General features: G+C 38.2%; 14 protein-coding genes and 1 tRNA gene. 10 read left to right on the plus strand and 5 right to left on the minus strand.

What is annotated here, in order from left to right:
• Positions 1-16 precede the first annotated feature (16 nt).
• From secD to CWB75_RS17135, 3 genes are all read left to right on the plus strand, one after another.
• Positions 17-1876: a protein translocase subunit SecD gene (secD, locus tag CWB75_RS17125; protein ID WP_055012404.1), complete on the plus strand. Its 1860-nt coding sequence runs from the start codon at positions 17-19 to the stop codon at positions 1874-1876.
• Between the two features lie 9 nt (positions 1877-1885).
• The gene (gene secF, locus CWB75_RS17130) at positions 1886-2833 is read left to right on the plus strand and encodes a protein translocase subunit SecF (RefSeq protein ID WP_008466355.1); all 948 of its coding nucleotides are present in this window, start codon (positions 1886-1888) and stop codon (positions 2831-2833) included.
• A gap of 132 nt (positions 2834-2965) precedes the next feature.
• On the plus strand, positions 2966-4753 hold the full coding sequence (locus CWB75_RS17135; RefSeq protein WP_075169899.1) for a GGDEF domain-containing protein: 1788 nt from the start codon (positions 2966-2968) through the stop codon (positions 4751-4753).
• Between the two features lie 50 nt (positions 4754-4803).
• On the opposite strand, the gene suhB is transcribed toward CWB75_RS17135, so the two are convergent.
• Positions 4804-5607: an inositol-1-monophosphatase gene (gene suhB / locus CWB75_RS17140; RefSeq protein WP_054202669.1), complete on the minus strand. Its 804-nt coding sequence runs from the start codon at positions 5605-5607 to the stop codon at positions 4804-4806.
• Positions 5608-5843: 236 nt separating this feature from the next.
• On the opposite strand from suhB, the gene CWB75_RS17145 reads away from it, so the two are divergent.
• A complete protein-coding gene (locus CWB75_RS17145) occupies positions 5844-6260 on the plus strand; it encodes a VOC family protein (protein WP_138571274.1) in 417 nt (138 codons plus the stop codon).
• A gap of 46 nt (positions 6261-6306) precedes the next feature.
• On the opposite strand, the gene CWB75_RS17150 is transcribed toward CWB75_RS17145, so the two are convergent.
• Positions 6307-6972 (minus strand): DUF1707 SHOCT-like domain-containing protein, encoded by a 666-nt coding sequence (locus CWB75_RS17150; RefSeq protein WP_008466362.1) that lies wholly within the window; start codon positions 6970-6972, stop codon positions 6307-6309.
• 315 nt (positions 6973-7287) lie between these two features.
• Here CWB75_RS17150 and CWB75_RS17155 point away from each other — a divergent pair, with 315 nt between their 5' ends.
• The 4 genes from CWB75_RS17155 to CWB75_RS17170 all read left to right on the plus strand — a co-directional run bounded on the left by CWB75_RS17155 (position 7288) and on the right by CWB75_RS17170 (position 12623).
• Positions 7288-7857 carry a BON domain-containing protein gene (locus CWB75_RS17155; protein WP_008466365.1) on the plus strand — a complete coding sequence of 190 codons (570 nt, stop codon included), beginning with the start codon at positions 7288-7290 and terminating at the stop codon, positions 7855-7857.
• A 65-nt stretch (positions 7858-7922) separates the two neighbouring features.
• Entirely contained in the window at positions 7923-8081 is a 159-nt protein-coding gene (locus CWB75_RS17160) for a YqaE/Pmp3 family membrane protein (RefSeq protein WP_008466367.1), read from the plus strand.
• Between the two features lie 277 nt (positions 8082-8358).
• Positions 8359-8435, plus strand: a tRNA-Ile gene (locus CWB75_RS17165).
• Positions 8436-8759: 324 nt separating this feature from the next.
• Complete coding sequence (locus tag CWB75_RS17170) at positions 8760-12623, plus strand: DUF4365 domain-containing protein (RefSeq protein ID WP_138571275.1); 3864 nt, start codon at positions 8760-8762, stop codon at positions 12621-12623.
• 149 nt (positions 12624-12772) lie between these two features.
• Here the strand turns inward: CWB75_RS17170 and CWB75_RS17175 are convergent, their stop codons facing one another.
• Entirely contained in the window at positions 12773-13654 is an 882-nt protein-coding gene (locus CWB75_RS17175) for a site-specific integrase (protein ID WP_138571276.1), read from the minus strand.
• The gene (locus CWB75_RS17180) at positions 13647-13868 is read right to left on the minus strand and encodes a hypothetical protein (protein WP_138571277.1); all 222 of its coding nucleotides are present in this window, start codon (positions 13866-13868) and stop codon (positions 13647-13649) included. The genes CWB75_RS17175 and CWB75_RS17180 overlap by 8 nt, the downstream gene beginning before the upstream one ends.
• A gap of 499 nt (positions 13869-14367) precedes the next feature.
• On the opposite strand from CWB75_RS17180, the gene CWB75_RS17185 reads away from it, so the two are divergent.
• Positions 14368-15195 (plus strand): hypothetical protein, encoded by an 828-nt coding sequence (locus tag CWB75_RS17185; protein ID WP_138571278.1) that lies wholly within the window; start codon positions 14368-14370, stop codon positions 15193-15195.
• A 29-nt stretch (positions 15196-15224) separates the two neighbouring features.
• On the opposite strand, the gene CWB75_RS17190 is transcribed toward CWB75_RS17185, so the two are convergent.
• On the minus strand, positions 15225-15488 hold the full coding sequence (locus tag CWB75_RS17190) for a helix-turn-helix domain-containing protein (protein ID WP_138571279.1): 264 nt from the start codon (positions 15486-15488) through the stop codon (positions 15225-15227).
• A 58-nt stretch (positions 15489-15546) separates the two neighbouring features.
• Between CWB75_RS17190 and CWB75_RS17195 the strand changes: the two genes are divergently transcribed.
• On the plus strand, positions 15547-15756 hold the full coding sequence (locus tag CWB75_RS17195; RefSeq protein ID WP_138571280.1) for a hypothetical protein: 210 nt from the start codon (positions 15547-15549) through the stop codon (positions 15754-15756).
• Positions 15757-15821: the final 65 nt, after the last annotated feature.

A 15821-nucleotide genomic window follows, 5' to 3' on the forward strand; every position in this document is an offset into this window, starting at 1 on the left:
TAATAAGGACGACCCCGTGTTAAACAAGTTTCCAATTTGGAAGTATTTACTTGTTTTAGCTGTGTTAGCCATTGGCCTTTTATATGCTTCACCAAACCTGTATGGCCGCGATCCGGCCATACAGGTTTCTGGCGCTAAAGGCACCGATGTTGACCTCAGTGTTGTAGACAAAGTAAACGCAATCCTCAAAAAAGATAACGTAAGCGCTAAATCGACAAAGCTCGAAGATGGGCAAATTCTTGTTCGTTTTAAAAATGTTGAAGACCAACTAAAAGCGCAAGACTTACTGCGTAACTCGCTAAGTAACGATTATATCTCAGCTATTAATATGGCTCCTGCACAACCGGCGTGGTTAAAGTCGCTGGGCGGTAATCCTATGAAGTTAGGCCTAGATTTAAGTGGTGGTGTACATTTCACCATGGAAATCGATATGGTCACTGCGGTGGATAATCAGTTAGAGCAGATGGAGCAAGATTTCCGTAGCGACCTGCGTGAAGAAAAACTACGTTATCGTAGTGTGCGCCGTGTAGCTGGTTCTGAGCGCATGCGTGTAGAAATGCGTAACGAAGAAGATAAAGACGCTGCAGAGCGCTTTTTAGAAAGCCGTTACCCATTAAACGTTTACATTGATGATAGCAGTAACGATAACGCATTCTTTGCCACTATGAGTGAGCTAAAGCTAAAAGAAATTCGTGACTATGCTATCAAGCAAAACGAAACTATTATTCGTAACCGTATCAACCAAATTGGGGTTGCAGAGCCAAACGTACAGCGTCAAGGTGCTGAACGTATTATTGTGCAATTACCAGGGATTCAAGATACCGCTCGCGCTAAAGAAATTTTAGGTGCTACGGCAACGCTTGAGTTTCGTGAGGTTGACGAAAATGCTGACATAAGCGCCGCTGCTCAAGGTCGTATCCCACCGGGTACTGAAATGATCATGAGCCGTGATGGTTATCCTGTGGTACTAAAAAAACGCATTATTCTTGAAGGCAGCCATATTACTGGTGCGCAGTCAGGTGCAGATGAGTACCAGCGTCCACAAGTAAGCATTAAACTCGATAGTAAAGGTGGGGCAAAAATGAATGCCTTTACCAAGCGTGCTATCGGTAAACGTATGGCTACCGTGTTTATTGAATACAAGCCATCAGGTAAAAAAGACAGTGACGGTAAAGCACTTCCGCCAATTAAAGTGGAAGAAGTTATTAACGTAGCAACCATTCAAGCGCGTCTTGACCGTTCATTCCGCATTACCGGTATTGATAACCCAGCTGAAGCACATAACTTAAGTTTACTACTACGTGCGGGTGCACTGGTTGCGCCTATTCAAATTGTAGAAGAACGTACGGTTGGGCCAAGCCTAGGTCAAGAAAACATTGAAGCAGGTATGACCGCTGTAGCTCTTGGCTTTGCGTTTGTACTAGCCTTTATGCTTATTTACTACAAAGGTTTTGGTCTTGTTGCGAATATTGCACTGGCTGCCAACTTAGTACTTATCATTGGTGTTATGTCATTAATTCCTGGTGCAACGCTTACCCTACCGGGTATAGCTGGTATTGTACTGACTGTTGGTATGGCAGTTGATGCGAACGTACTTATATTTGAACGTATTCGTGAAGAGCTAGCCGATGGCCGCAGCCCTCAACAAGCGGTTCATTTTGGTTACGATAGCGCCTTTAGTACTATTTTTGATGCCAATATCACCACATTAATTGCGGCGATTATCTTGTTTGCTGTTGGTACCGGTCCTGTTGCAGGTTTTGCGGTAACCCTAGCAATTGGTATTTTAACCTCTATGTTTACAGCAATTGTAGGTACCCGTGCGGTGATCAACCTATTTATTGGTGGTAAACGTGTTGATAAACTTTCAATTTAAGGAGCAGACATGCAAATTTTAAGATTGGGCGGAAAAACCCTTCGTTTCATGTCTCTTCGAAAAGTGGCAATGGGCTTTTCTACGTTATTAATCATAGCGTCGCTGGCGTCACTTTTTGTTAAAGGCTTAAATTTCGGTTTAGATTTTACTGGCGGTACAGCAGTTGAGGTAGGTTTTTCGCAACCTGCCGATCTGAAAAAAGTACGTAATGTACTGGCTGAAAACGACTTTGCTGATGCATCGGTACAGCTTTTTGGCTCAAGCCAAGAAATACTGGTCCGTTTAGCCCCTCGCGGTGATGATGTAAAAGCAGAAGTAATTGGTAACCAAGTAATTGCTGCCCTTAAACAAGCTGATGATAGCGTAGTAATGCGCCGCATTGAGTTTGTAGGCCCAAGCGTAGGTGAAGACTTAAAAGAGCAGGGTGGCCTTGCCATGTTAACTGCGCTTATTTGTATCTTAATTTACGTGGCGTTTCGCTTTGAATGGCGTTTTGCTGTGGGCGCAGTTGGCGCGCTTTTACACGATGTAATCATTACGATTGGTTTATTCTCGGTGCTTGGTTTAGAGTTTGACTTAACTATTTTGGCAGCAATACTTGCCGTGATTGGTTACTCACTAAACGATACCATTGTTGTATCAGACCGTATTCGTGAAAACTTCCGCAAAGTGCGTATTGACGACACGATTGAAATTATCGATATCTCGCTTACGCAAACACTTAACCGTACCTTAGTAACCTCAATCACTACTATTTTAGTATTGATTGCGTTATTTGTATGGGGCGGCCAAACCATTCATGGCTTTGCTACTGCACTACTATTTGGTGTGTTTATTGGTACTTATTCTTCAGTTTACGTTGCCAGTTCGGTGGCTATTGCCATGGGCGTAAGTAAAGAAGATTTAATACCAGAAGTGATTGAAAAAGAAGGCGCTGATTTAGATCCAATGCCTTAATTGAGATTAAACTATTCTTAAAACAAAACCGCTCCTAGTGAGCGGTTTTTTATTGCCTCCTAGATAAGTCACATAATAGTCATACTCAGTTGGTATTTTATTGCTCTTATTAAATTTTTATTTGAGCTAGTAGTGACTGAGCAACGACAAGTCTTAGAATCAATTTTACAACAAGGAGCAATAACAACCTTGTTCCAACCGATTTTCGATATAGCTAAGCAATCTATTATTGGGTATGAAGCGCTTAGCCGTGGCCCTAAAAATGGTCCGTTAGCCATGCCAAATAAGCTATTCGAAGCAGCTCATAAATACCAATTGATTTCAGAGCTTGAGCTTTTATGCCGTTCTCGCGCCATTGAAAATTTTGTAAAACTCAGTCTGCAAGGGAAGTTATTTTTAAATGTCAGCCCAAAAATTCTACTCGATCCGAGCCACCCTAAAGGCGAAACCTTACATTTAATTGAACAGTTTGGTCTTGCTGCCAATCGAGTGGTGATTGAAGTAACTGAACAAGAAAAAGTAGATGATGGCTTTTTACTGTTAAAAACCATCGCTCATTATCGAGAGCTAGGCTTTACGATTGCTATTGACGATCTCGGTGCAGGTTATTCAGGACTAAAGCAATGGTCGCAGTTATGCCCAGATATTGTAAAAATTGATCGTTACTTTATTGATCATTGCGATCAAAGCGAAGTTAAAAAAGAATTTCTAAAATCAATTATGGTGTTAGCACGGGCAACAAATACAGCGGTGATTGCAGAGGGAATCGAACGTTCCGAAGAGCTAGATTTAGTTAAAAGTATAGGCATAAGTCATGTTCAAGGGTTCTTTTTAGAAAGACCGAGTCAACAGCCAAGTTATGACTACAACTGTAAACAGTTACAATCGCTCACTTCGACCCAAGCCGCCTCAAAGTTTGAACAATCAATGGCAATAGGTGTGCTTGCTGTTGCTCAGCCTGCTATTAGCAGTCATACGCGTTGTAAAGAAGCTCATGCACTTTTTGAGCAAGACAAAAGCATAATCAGCTTACCGGTATTAAATAGCAGTCAGCAGCCAATAGGGCTGTTACACAAAGATCAGCTAACAGAAGTGTTTGCCGCGCCTTATGGGCATGCACTTTATGATAAATGTGAAGTCACTGAGTTAATGGATAAACAACCTTTGGTGGTTGATGAAAATCAAATGCTTGATATTGTCTCCCAGCAAATAACAGAGCAAGACTTTGATATTCGTCGCCATATTGTTATCACCTGCAACAATAAATATTTAGGCTTGGCACCGCTCAGAGACATACTAAAGCACATTACAGCAGAAAAAATCCGCCACGCTCAACATGCTAACCCTTTGACCATGTTACCGGGTAATGTGGCAATTAGTGAGGTAATAGAGCAGCGTCTACAACATAAACAGCCATTTTCACTAGCCTACATCGATTTAAATCACTTTAAACAATTTAACGATTTATATGGTTATGCCAGTGGTGACAGCGTGATAAAACTACTGGCCGATGTGACTGTAAAAGCGTGTGCGCACAGCGCTAACTTTGTCGGGCATATTGGCGGTGATGACTTTATGGTGGTGTTTGAAAAAAAAGATGCGGTGGAGATTTGTAATACTATTATCACGCAATTTGAATTGCAGTCACGCGTATTTTTTACGCCAGAGCATATTGCTGGAAAAGGGTATTGGGCAACTAATCGAGAGGGCGAAAAGCAGTTTGTACCTTTACTTACATTATCGATAGGTTTAGTTGAGCCGGACCTGCAGCAGTGTAAAAATAGCCATCAAGTAGCTGCATTAGCGACAGATGCTAAAAAAGAAGCAAAACGTTATCGTCACAGCTACTTATTTATATGTAATCGAAGAAGGCCTGCTCCCGCGATTGTACGTTTATCCAATAGTAAAAAAAGTGGCTAACAAAAAGCAAAAAAGGAGCCTAGGCTCCTTTTTTTAGTACGTAATTACGATTAACGTAATAACGACTCAGATAATACTGGGCGCATTTCGCGAACAATCGCCTGTGTTAGCTTAGGTGCACCACAGATTACGTTACCGCTCACGTTGTAGTTATTACCGCCAGCAAAATCAACAATCATGCCGCCAGCTTCTTTAACTAATAGCTCGCCTGCTGCTGTATCCCAAGGTTTTAAACCAATTTCAAAGAAGCCATCAACACGACCCGCTGCAACATACGCCATATCTAGCGAAGCAGAGCCTGCACGACGAATATCAGCCGTGTGAACAAATAACGCTTTAAACGCTTCAGAGTATGCATCTAAGTGATGCTTTTGTTTGAAAGGAAAGCCTGTAGCAAGAACAGAACCAGCAAGTTCAACAGTTTTAGATACACGTAAACGTTTGCTGTTTAACTGTGCGCCTTGACCGCGAGAAGCAGTGAAAAGCTCGCCACGAATTGGATCGTAAATTACGGCTTGGTCTAAACGACCTTTAACTTTAAGTGCAATAGATACTGCGAAATGAGGGATACCCTTGATGAAGTTAGTTGTGCCATCAAGTGGGTCAACAATCCATTGGTAATCAGCATCCTTACCTTTGTGTTCGCCTAACTCTTCACCAACGATGCAGTGATCAGGGTAAGAACGTAAAATAGTGTCACGAATTACGGCTTCGGCTTCTTTATCAATGTTAGTAACTAAATCGTTGGTGCCTTTTTGTTGCACTTCAACTTTTGATAAGTCTTCACTTGCACGAAGAATAAGTTTGCCTGCGTTACGCGCAGCGCGAACCGCAATGTTTAACATTGGATGCATGGTATTACCTTTGGGTTGTAAAAGAACGTTTATATATTTAAGCCGGCGTATTTTAGCGGTTTTTGCCATAAAGTAAACCATAAAGCCTAAATACTTGTGAGTGTTTTTTGTACAGGTATGATCTTTCGATATATTTATCGAAATAAAAACAAGCAATAAATTTGTAAATTAGCGCTTTACCTAAAGTGAACTTGAGGTTTTATGATGTTCTATATTCAATTAACAGGAAGAAAATTATGAAATTAGAACACGTAAATTTAGTTGTCAGTGATATAAACGCCATGCTTAAGTTTTACCAAGCAGCATTTCCCTATTGGTCAATTAGAAGTGAGGGAGAAGGAACTTGGTATGATAAAGCAAGGCGCTGGGTACATTTTGGTGATAACGATCAATATATTGCTATAAGCGATCACGGTGAAGGGAAAAATCGTGACTTATCAGGGCATCAAATTGGCTTGGCACACTTTGCCTATGTAACCAATAACTTAAATGAAGTAATAGCGCGCTTAAAGCATGCGGGCTTTGCAATAAGTAAGCAAGGCGCTGTAAACCCATTTAGAAAGAACATTTATTATATTGATCCCGCAGGGTTTGAGGTTGAGTTTGTAGAGTATATGAGTGATGTACCTAGTGAGCGAAATAACGACTTATAATATGAATGAAGCCAACAATTTTGGCTTCATCAAATGTTTAGCATATTTAATAATGTTTACCATTCATACCAAGTTGAGTTTTCAGATCATTTGCAAAGCTAATAAATTTTTCTTTAATAGTGCGCTTAACTTTAACTTCCACAGAGCCTAAAACAGTTTTTCCTTCAATTTGAATCGTTGGCCCTTGGCGTTTATTGAGTGAAACAGTTTTATTTTCAAAACTGCCTAAAATACAAAACATTTTAGAAACTACATTAACGTGCTCAGGTACATATATTTCTTCGCTGCCAAAGTAACAATTAACGTGAATAGTGACATGTTGGTGGGTAAAAATAGCATCCGTAAAATCAAGATTGATTGACCCCATGTAGTTTTCTATATAAATGTTTTGAGGCACCACCCATTGGCCGCTTCGTTCACTTGAACCAAGAATGCTTCTTAATGTAAGTGGCTCTTCATCAGTCTCATGCTGCGCACTATAATTAGGTGCGAACTGCGAGTGCTTTTGTGCCTTATATTGCTGGTCAGTATTTAAGGTTAAATCTTCAACAAGGGCCATAAGCGCGCTATTGTCACTCGCTGCCATTGCATCGTCTAAGCGCCTCTCAAATGCTTCTACAGAAATGACACCATGGCTGTAATTATAAATGAGTTGATCAATTACTTGCTCACGAACTTGCTCGATAGGGCGGTCTTCAATTTTAACAGACATTTAAATTATCCTTTTAAGGTTGCTGGCTAGTTCAAAGCAAGCCTTATACCAAATGTTAATTCATTTAAAATCATTGCTTTATGTTTTTTTTGTTTTTTCATCCTTTATTATATTAACGACAGATTAACCAAATATACAATTATTTAGTAAGTTTCGCTATTCGAGAAAGTTTTACGCAATGGTCTGTAAATGTTTACTTTGTAGGTTTAAGTCAGTATCGGTAGTTTTAATTTAAGTTATTGAAATTTAAGTGTAAAAATAGTTGGCCCGATGTTCGCATTAGTTTAAGTGTCTTTAATCAAAAGGAGAACGATTATGAAAACATTTAATAAGTCTATGATTGCAGCCCTAGTATTAGGAACAACCGCAATGGGCGCTCAAGCAAGCAGCTGGGAAAACGAAAGTAAAGATGCTTGGATTGATGGAAAGGCAGAAACAGTACTGCTGATGAACACCAATCTAAACAACTTTGATATCAACACGGACGTAAAAAACGGCAAGGTAATGCTAACAGGTAAAGTAAACAGCGATGTAGATAAAGAACTTGCTGAAGAACTCGTGCTAAGCCTAGATGGTGTAACTGATGTTGAAAACAGTCTAACTGTGGTAAAAAACACCGACATGAAGAAGCATGATTCTAAAATGATGGGTAACGATACCGAAAGTGATTTAACCGATGCCAAAATCACAACAGTCATCACAACGCGTTACTTATTTGATTCTGAAGTAGGTGGTACAGACATTGATGTTGATACCGATAATGGTGTAGTAACTCTTAAAGGTTCAGTTGAGTCTGATGCTGAAAAGCAATTAGCGATGGAAATTGCTAAGAACGCTGAAGATGTTCGCAAAGTAGTTGATGAATTAACTGTTATTGCAGAATAATACACTATACTAAAAGCCCAGCCTTGCTGGGCTTTTTGCTTTGCTAACGTTAGAAGGGTTAAATTATGGATATCATCAGAATTATTTTTTCTATTTTATTACCACCACTGGGTGTATTTTTACAGGTGGGGCTAGGGATGCACTTTTGGTTAAATATTCTGCTAACCTTGCTCGGCTATTTCCCAGGATTAATTCATGCGATTTATATTATCGCCAAAAAATAACACCATATCGCAGTAATACATTTAATACTGAGTTGCTAATTGCCATCGTAAGGTATGTGTATTAGTTACTCAGACTACTATTATTTAATGAGTTCGTTTCTTCGAAGTCATCATCAATAAATCTAAAAGCTTACTATTTGAGCAGTTAGCCCTTTGATTGTTAAAATAAAGCTTTTTGCTAGTGACAAGCCCCTAAAAACTTTTTATACTGCAACCCGCTTTAGTCGCTCTGTGGCTAAACGCTTCAAAAATTAACTGCTTACAGTTATACAAAGATGGCCCCTTAGCTCAGTTGGTTAGAGCACACGACTCATAATCGTTAGGTCCCCAGTTCGAGTCTGGGAGGGGCCACCACTTTTACAAGCTTTCCAAGTAAATACCTACTAACCGAAATTACTCTGTGCTACCTCTGTGCTACCTCTGTGCTACCTCTGTGCTACTTTTAGAATAGCAAAGTAATTATAATAATTCGCTCTGATCTAGTTATAACTTCTTAGCTTATTAGGTGATCACTGAAGGGACCATCACAAACACCGCTAAAATACACCAAGGAAGTAGGATGGATCTGGCAAAACCTCAAAGTTGTTCTTATCGCTTAGCGGCAATAGGTTGACTTGTATTATTTACTGTTTACATAATAGCTAAATATTGTTGCTTAACAGATGAATTGGAAATTAAATGAAAAACTTACCAACGGAAGGAAACAGCCAAGAGATTGGACGCTTGGCTGGAAGAGCTCTTGGTAATAAGTTACCTAAGTCATGGATTGAAAAAGAGCTCGATGGAGATTCTGATTTTGGTATAGATTATCTGATTCAGCTAAAATCTGAGGAGAGCTTAGTTTCATTTAGTTTTTACCTACAATTGAAAGGTACTGCTTCACCTAGATACAGCTCAACTAATACATGTGTTTCTTATGATTTCAAAGTGAAAACACTTCAGTATTATCATCAACAAGAGCCTCTTGTAATGGTGGCAGTAGTTGACTTACAAGGAAATGAAAATGAGCTGTGGAAGTGTCCAATTTATTATTGCTGGCTTGATGAAGACTGGTTCGAGGAAAATAAAGGTAAACTCCAGACTCAACAAACGATCTCTCTAAAGATCCCCACTAACCAATTACTAGATCAGTCTTTGAATATATATGACTTTTATTCCAAGAGGTTAGATGAGAAGTTTGCCGTAGATAAACTGAAAAAAGGTATACAACAACAAAATAGAACAGTAATAGATGGAATTGAAATAATCTCTAGTGCGGTACATCAGAAACCAAAACTGCTAGAAAGTTTAGCGGAGCAAAGCGATGCTCCTTGGCTAACAAACCCTGAAGGTACAATAGCCTGTGAGCTAAAACGTTGTTCAGAGTACGTCCAATCAAACAACCTAGAGACTGCCAATAAAGTTCTTACAAACCTCTTTAATAAAGAAGAGCAGTTTACCCAAAATGAGTATGCTGAGTATCACTATCAAAAGGCCAACATCCTATCATTAAATGGCCTTTTAAATGAGGCTGAAAGCGAATACCTTTTGGCATTTAATAAAGATAAAAAAGAGCGCTACCACTTAGGTTATCTTGATTGCAAGTTTCGCAAGGATCCGCTTCCGCCTCAAGCTGAACTTGAGAAACTAATTGAAGAATTAGATGAAACCAGCTACCAAAAGTGTTTAGTTAAAGCTAAATGTTTATCAATCTTAGATAGGCCTGAAGAAGCAATTAAAATACTTGAAGACAACCACCCAGAAAGAATTATTGGTCAAATGGTTGTTTCAACTATCTCGGGAATGGGTGATAAGTTAGAAATTTTGATTAGTGAACATTCTGACCCTAGCTCATTCAGTGATAGAGAAGCATATATATTTAACAGCCTTGCGGCTAGGTATTACTTCTATAAGGCTACAGGTAACGAGGTGGCAGGGGAAGTACTACCTATGCAAGGTAAACGATCTTATGACCTTGCGTTGATGGAGCAGTCATTTGACTTCACCAAAAAAGCCTGGAGCTTAGCAAAAATTTTAGGATATCCATCTGACATTATAGTACTGCTAGATATAAGCGTATTAATTTATGGGTATTTTGATGCCCTTCCACTCTTAAAAGACGATATTGAATCTATCCTTTCTTCTCGTCCTGAGAACCAAGAAATTATCCGTCCGTATACCAAGATCCTTTTCAATACTGAAGACTACAACTCCGCAATAAAATTACTACAAAGGCTAGAACAGCTAAATTCCGAGGATTGCGGAATGTTAATGCTCTCCTATTACAACTTAGGGAAAAAGCCAGAAGCTTTAAAAATTGTTAAAGAGTCAGAAAAAAAGCTTTTGGAAAATACAACTCCGAATCCCGCATTGCTTTTTTGTGTCGCTATGGAAATAGCTAACGAGTTATTTGAGCCAGAATTTGCTGAAAAATATAAAAATATTGTGAAAGAAGCTGAAGGTGGTGACTCTTATCTTGCAATACACAAATTTATAACATCCTGTAATACTTACCCAGATCGTAAAACTGAATACTCTGAAGAGCTATATAAAACTTATTTTGAATTAGGAAAGCCAACATCTATTGCTGAACAGTTATTTGGGCAACTAGATCCCTACATCAAAAGATCAGCAGAAAAGGTCATAGAGTTAGGTGAAAATTTGATGAAGCAAAGAGAGCTAAGAAAAAATGATTATCTGCATTTAGCTCAGGCTTTTTTGACAACGCAACAATGGAAAAAGGCTGAAGAAATTGCGAGGGAAAATATTCAAAAAGGCATAAGTGTTGCGCAGTGCAAGCTCATTCTTTCTGCATCATTGAACCATCAAGGTCACGTGGGAGAGGCCTATAAGACATTGAAAGATACTTTAGAAGAGCCTGGAGTCTCACGAGCTACTCAAATCTCCTATATAAATTTATGTCTGTCTTTAGGTTTACTTGAGGATGTCGTTGAAGTTCTACGTGAGCTTTATAGCAACAGTATAAAAAGAGGTGAGAAGATTTATTTTCTCAAGCTTCTTATCAACATTTATTCTGGCAATGAAAATTACTTAACTCAATTAGAACGAGCAATAGACAAATATGGAGAGTTAGTTGATCAAAATGACTGTGAAGAAGAAGGTCAGTTTCTATCTTTGTTTCTAAGAATGCCGAGTGATGGAGGGGTTAATGATAGAGTTAAAGATTTTCAAAAGCGTCTTACGAAATATACAGAACGCTTTCCCAATTCTAGGGTTCTTAAGAAAGGCTTAATTAATCCTGACGATGGGCCAAGTTCAATTATAAAATCAATTAATGAAATTGTAGGGATAACTGACGAGCAAGTGGAGCAGTGGGAAAAAAATAAGCGGGCGATAAGAAATGATTCATTGCCGGTACCTTTTAGTATGCGGCATGACTTCTTAAGTAATACAGGTAATATCTTTACCTCTTGGAGTTACTCACTCAATTACCCTGATGAATTTATTGAGTTTAGGATCAAGCAAGCGCCACAAGCTAAGGCCGAGAGCTTTACTGAAGCATTTAACTCTAACGAAATAATTTTTATTTTAGAAGAGACTTCTTTATTAATACTTGCAGAGCTAGAGATACTTGATCTATTTCTCGAGAATATTTCAGGATTCAGCTTATTAAGAACAGTATTTAATAATATTAATCAAACTGCTTATGCCTATGGAGAAATAAACAACTTACTAGCAAAGCGAATTCAGCTAGCGATTCAGAAGCATCTAGATAAATTAATTTTGCTAGAAGCTAGTGTTAAAGAAACAGATTCAATAGCTCTCTATACGGAAGTGATGTTATCTAACCGTTCACTGCTTATCACTGACGATTTGTATCTATCACACTATATTAAATTAAATTGTGAAATTGCAAAGTTTGCTAACACCTTTAATGTTATCGAACATATTTTCGCAGCAAAGCTCATTAATAATAGTGATAAATACGATTTAGTAGCAAAGGCTTGTGATATGGGCTTATATGAACCAAACATGCGAATGGACCTACTTATAGATCTCTTTATTCACTATTTAGATGCTGATAATGTAACTGACTATACTCAAACAAAATTTAAATCTATCTTCGATAAACTATTTGAGGTCAATAGGAATAGAAAGAGCTGTCGAGATTTGCTTTTCAAGATGCTGAATCAAGTTGAATTGAGAAGAAGTATTAATGTTGATGTGTTATATAGCCTTTTTAAGGGGTTTTTAATTAGGCACCCTATTAAAACTGAAATGGGTTTGATTTCTGTTTGGTTCATATATAAATGCTTTCATACTGCAGCTGATAGCAAGTCAGTGATATATAGAAGTGAGCAACACTTTGAATACTGGCTAGAATATGAAGCATTAGCAATAAAAGTTAATGGGCAATTAAACACATTTCAAGAGTTAATAACTCCGATAATTCAAGAGCTTCTCGTACTTGAGAAAGAAGTAAGGGAAAGGGCATTGATAGCAATTATGAATTGCTTCGTTCCAATGACTCAGGAATCGGAATCATTCACAAGTTTATTTAAGCAGGCTTCTTTTAACGATAGCTTAATGCACTTAAACTAATATGGTTCTAGATAAAGGTAGGTGGATTGGAGTGACCTTTATTTGAATAGTTAGCAATAGCTTACGAAATTGCTAAAGCAAGGCTGATACTAATTATGCTTTGAGGTCTATCAGTTAATTAGAGGTTGTAGCTAATTTTGTGTAATTGCCTATCTCAAATACACCTCAGTAATTTCAGCCCTGAAATGTCCTAGCTCTTGCGACACAGTTTCGAGAGCTGTTGCCCTACTTAAGCCTAAGTTTTTTAATTCATTCATTCTCTCTTGTGCATAGCTGTGTCTAAGTCCATGACCGCCATTAGAAAAAAAGAGTGTGCGACTAGATGCTTTAGAGAATGAGCACGACCATTTATGGCCACCGCCAAGATCGTAGCGTTGCAAATAGTTAATTTCCCTATCACGAACTGTTACAGGCTGCGCTAAGCGCCTTTGTTCTAACTGTGTAGCTAATGCATTCGGTATTAGTACATCACGAATTAGGCCGCCTTTGCCTTTCACTGTATAAATACTACCTTCTCGACCAAGCCATTTACTGTTTAACGCTGGACGGCTATCAGCTTTTCGCTCTGATACTCTGGCTATAGTTAATAGCTCATGGGCTCTTAATCCTGCTGCGTAGGCTATTTGTGTAGATAAATTATATTTTCTAGTTTGATGTTCACTGATTGCATGAGCTTGGGCTGAAGTATAGGCGCGAGACTTTTCGATTATCTCCTTTTCAGACTTTATTACAGTCAGTGTTTCTTTAGGGGCTAGTTTACCATTGAGTTTAAACATAGCTTGAATTGCTTGCCGTTCCATATCCAGCGTTTTTTGGCCTGCAAACTCATTGCGGTAATCAAGATATTTATAAGCATCTTGAATACTCATGCCTTGCACACCATTAATGCCAATATCCTTTGACCACCGAGCTATTTTTATCAGCGCAGTTTTATAGCTTCGAGCAGTTCCTAGAGATTTAATAATTTTGTGCTTATATAAGTTTTTAGCTAGCTTCTCCGCTTGCGTTTCTGGTTTTGCGAACTTAGCCATTCTTTTGTACCCAACGTTTTACAGTTGTCCAATGTGCTCTCACTCCTTTACGCAAGAGCCATCTTTGTAGGTTAGCTATATTCGTATCTTCTTCGTAAAGAGCCAGAAGTCGTAGTTTATGTTTATCGAGCTTGGATGGCTTAAATCGTTTTTTACTGATCAATTTTTTCTCATTTTTTAGGCGCAGTGCTTCTGCTTTAGCATTAAAGGTCATAGTTATTCTCCGGTGTGGTTGTAAGAAAAACTGGCTGATTAAGCTCAGCGGCTAACGCCTATTCGCCCCTGTTTTACGCATGCGTAAGGCTCGGACTGATCGCGCCTAAAAATCAAAAGACTTGGTTTTATGATGAAGCTAAAAGCTTCTAAAGTGGGGGTTACAGAGAATGTAACAACGTGTTGAAGGCAGCAGAAAAGCGCCTGTTTTTTTCTTGCCCGAAGGGCTTGATTAATATTTAGATTAGCAGCTTTAATTTAAATTTCAATCTGCAAATAAAAAATTGCGTATAAGATGCTCTAGAGCCCATATCCCGCTATGTGCAAGCCTATTTTAGGCTTCTACATAGCGGGATATGGGCGAAGCCCAGAAAAGAGGAGGCAATTGCTCATGATGCCTCATTTTGAAATGGTTTAATTAATTAACTTAAAAGTGATTTATTACTTCATTCACACTTTTAAGCATGATAATTATTAGTTTCAATTACAAGGAATATTGAATGACTGAAGAGACTAAAAGAAAAAGCGAAACAATAGAGAGAATTGCGACCAAACTGTCAATCTTAGCTATTTTAGGCGGTGCAATTGCTGCTATTAATCATTATGCAGGTTATAGCTTTTTGAAGGGAGTTATAGAGGTTATAGGATTAGGCAATTCCAATGTTGAATTAAGTAATCAAGAAACTACACATATGACTATGTTTGCTATCCGTACTATGCACGAGAACTGGATGGACGAGGTAGCGAAGTTTTTCAAAATGGGTTGGGAAAGTATTTCTGTACTTTGTCTTATTGTTGCTCTCTATTGGTATTTATTTTTTGAGCACAAACTATCAAAAAAGAATAAAAATAAGCCAAGTAGGGTGTTCAATTGGCTTAAAAAAATTCCTGGTGGCTTAAAAAAATTGTTCGCATATCCTTTTTTCGCATTTATAGGGTTGATCATTTATATGATATCTATATCCACCTTGCTGTGGGTTGTTTGGGGTATTTTATCAATATTCTTTTCGGCTGGTCAGTCTTATGGCGCTAAGTTAATAGGGGATGGTGTTTGTGGGTCTTTTAAAGAAGTAAAAAAAGAAGAATATAGTAAGGTCTCGGGGTGTACAGTTTATATTGATGCTTATGGTAATTACTTACAAGGTAGAATCGTTTACACGGGTAAGAAAGAGTTTATTTTTGTCACTAATACAGAAAGTGTTATTTTTGATGAAAAGGGGAAACATTTGGCTTGTTCACCAAGATATGATTTAGATAAGGGTGCTGATAAGCAACTTAAGCATCATTGTAGTGCGCCATTAGCTATCCTAACCAAGTCTGATAAATAATTATATTTCAATTATTAGAGTCGGCTGCCTTAAGAGCTAGACTCTAAAATAACCAATGCTAATTTATCTTCGATACAATATAGATACGCAGTAGGCACCTCTAAAATATCAGCAAGTGCTTTTACTGTTTTAAAGTCTGGGGCATGTACTCCTTTTTCGTATTGGTTCATTCTTGCTGATGCAGAAAACTCATCCATTCCAGCTAAAATTCCTAACTGTTTTTGTGATAGTCCTTTGGTTTTTCTTGCCTCTTTTAAGCGCTTTGGAAATGGTGACTCGTCATTAGTTTTCATTATTTATTATTCTTAGTTTTTGCTTTCGTGGGTAATTTGAATTTGGAGAGGAATGAATATGCTTGAAACATTTGTGTGTGTATTAGTCGGGGCTATCTACTTGCTGGTAAGTATATTTACAAGTGATGAGCAGTCGTCGAAAGAAAACGAGCAAGTAGATAAATTGAATGATGGTATGGGCAATATTATCGCTGATGGTGAATTTATGTCGCGTGAAGAAGCTGAAGATGCACAATCACGTGGTGAACTTTACGACACCTATTACTAATCACTTAAAGAATAAGGTAGTGTTCAAAATTAGGCATGCCTAATTTTAAGGAGTAATTTAATACT

This window comes from Pseudoalteromonas sp. S1608, from assembly GCF_005887265.1.
Taxonomy (GTDB): Bacteria; Pseudomonadota; Gammaproteobacteria; order Enterobacterales; family Alteromonadaceae; genus Pseudoalteromonas; species Pseudoalteromonas undina.

What these genes read in the sequence shown, in the direction of transcription:
- CWB75_RS17185 (WP_138571278.1), top strand. Translation starts at nt 14,368, where the DNA reads ATGACTGAAGAGACTAAAAGAAAAAGCGAAACAATAGAGAGAATTGCG.
- CWB75_RS17170 (WP_138571275.1), top strand. Translation starts at nt 8,760, where the DNA reads ATGAAAAACTTACCAACGGAAGGAAACAGCCAAGAGATTGGACGCTTG.
- CWB75_RS17160 (WP_008466367.1), top strand. Translation starts at nt 7,923, where the DNA reads ATGGATATCATCAGAATTATTTTTTCTATTTTATTACCACCACTGGGT.
- CWB75_RS17155 (WP_008466365.1), top strand. Translation starts at nt 7,288, where the DNA reads ATGAAAACATTTAATAAGTCTATGATTGCAGCCCTAGTATTAGGAACA.
- CWB75_RS17195 (WP_138571280.1), top strand. Translation starts at nt 15,547, where the DNA reads ATGCTTGAAACATTTGTGTGTGTATTAGTCGGGGCTATCTACTTGCTG.
- suhB (WP_054202669.1), bottom strand. Translation starts at nt 5,607, where the DNA reads ATGCATCCAATGTTAAACATTGCGGTTCGCGCTGCGCGTAACGCAGGC.
- CWB75_RS17145 (WP_138571274.1), top strand. Translation starts at nt 5,844, where the DNA reads ATGAAATTAGAACACGTAAATTTAGTTGTCAGTGATATAAACGCCATG.
- CWB75_RS17180 (WP_138571277.1), bottom strand. Translation starts at nt 13,868, where the DNA reads ATGACCTTTAATGCTAAAGCAGAAGCACTGCGCCTAAAAAATGAGAAA.
- secF (WP_008466355.1), top strand. Translation starts at nt 1,886, where the DNA reads ATGCAAATTTTAAGATTGGGCGGAAAAACCCTTCGTTTCATGTCTCTT.
- CWB75_RS17175 (WP_138571276.1), bottom strand. Translation starts at nt 13,654, where the DNA reads ATGGCTAAGTTCGCAAAACCAGAAACGCAAGCGGAGAAGCTAGCTAAA.
- CWB75_RS17190 (WP_138571279.1), bottom strand. Translation starts at nt 15,488, where the DNA reads ATGAAAACTAATGACGAGTCACCATTTCCAAAGCGCTTAAAAGAGGCA.
- CWB75_RS17150 (WP_008466362.1), bottom strand. Translation starts at nt 6,972, where the DNA reads ATGTCTGTTAAAATTGAAGACCGCCCTATCGAGCAAGTTCGTGAGCAA.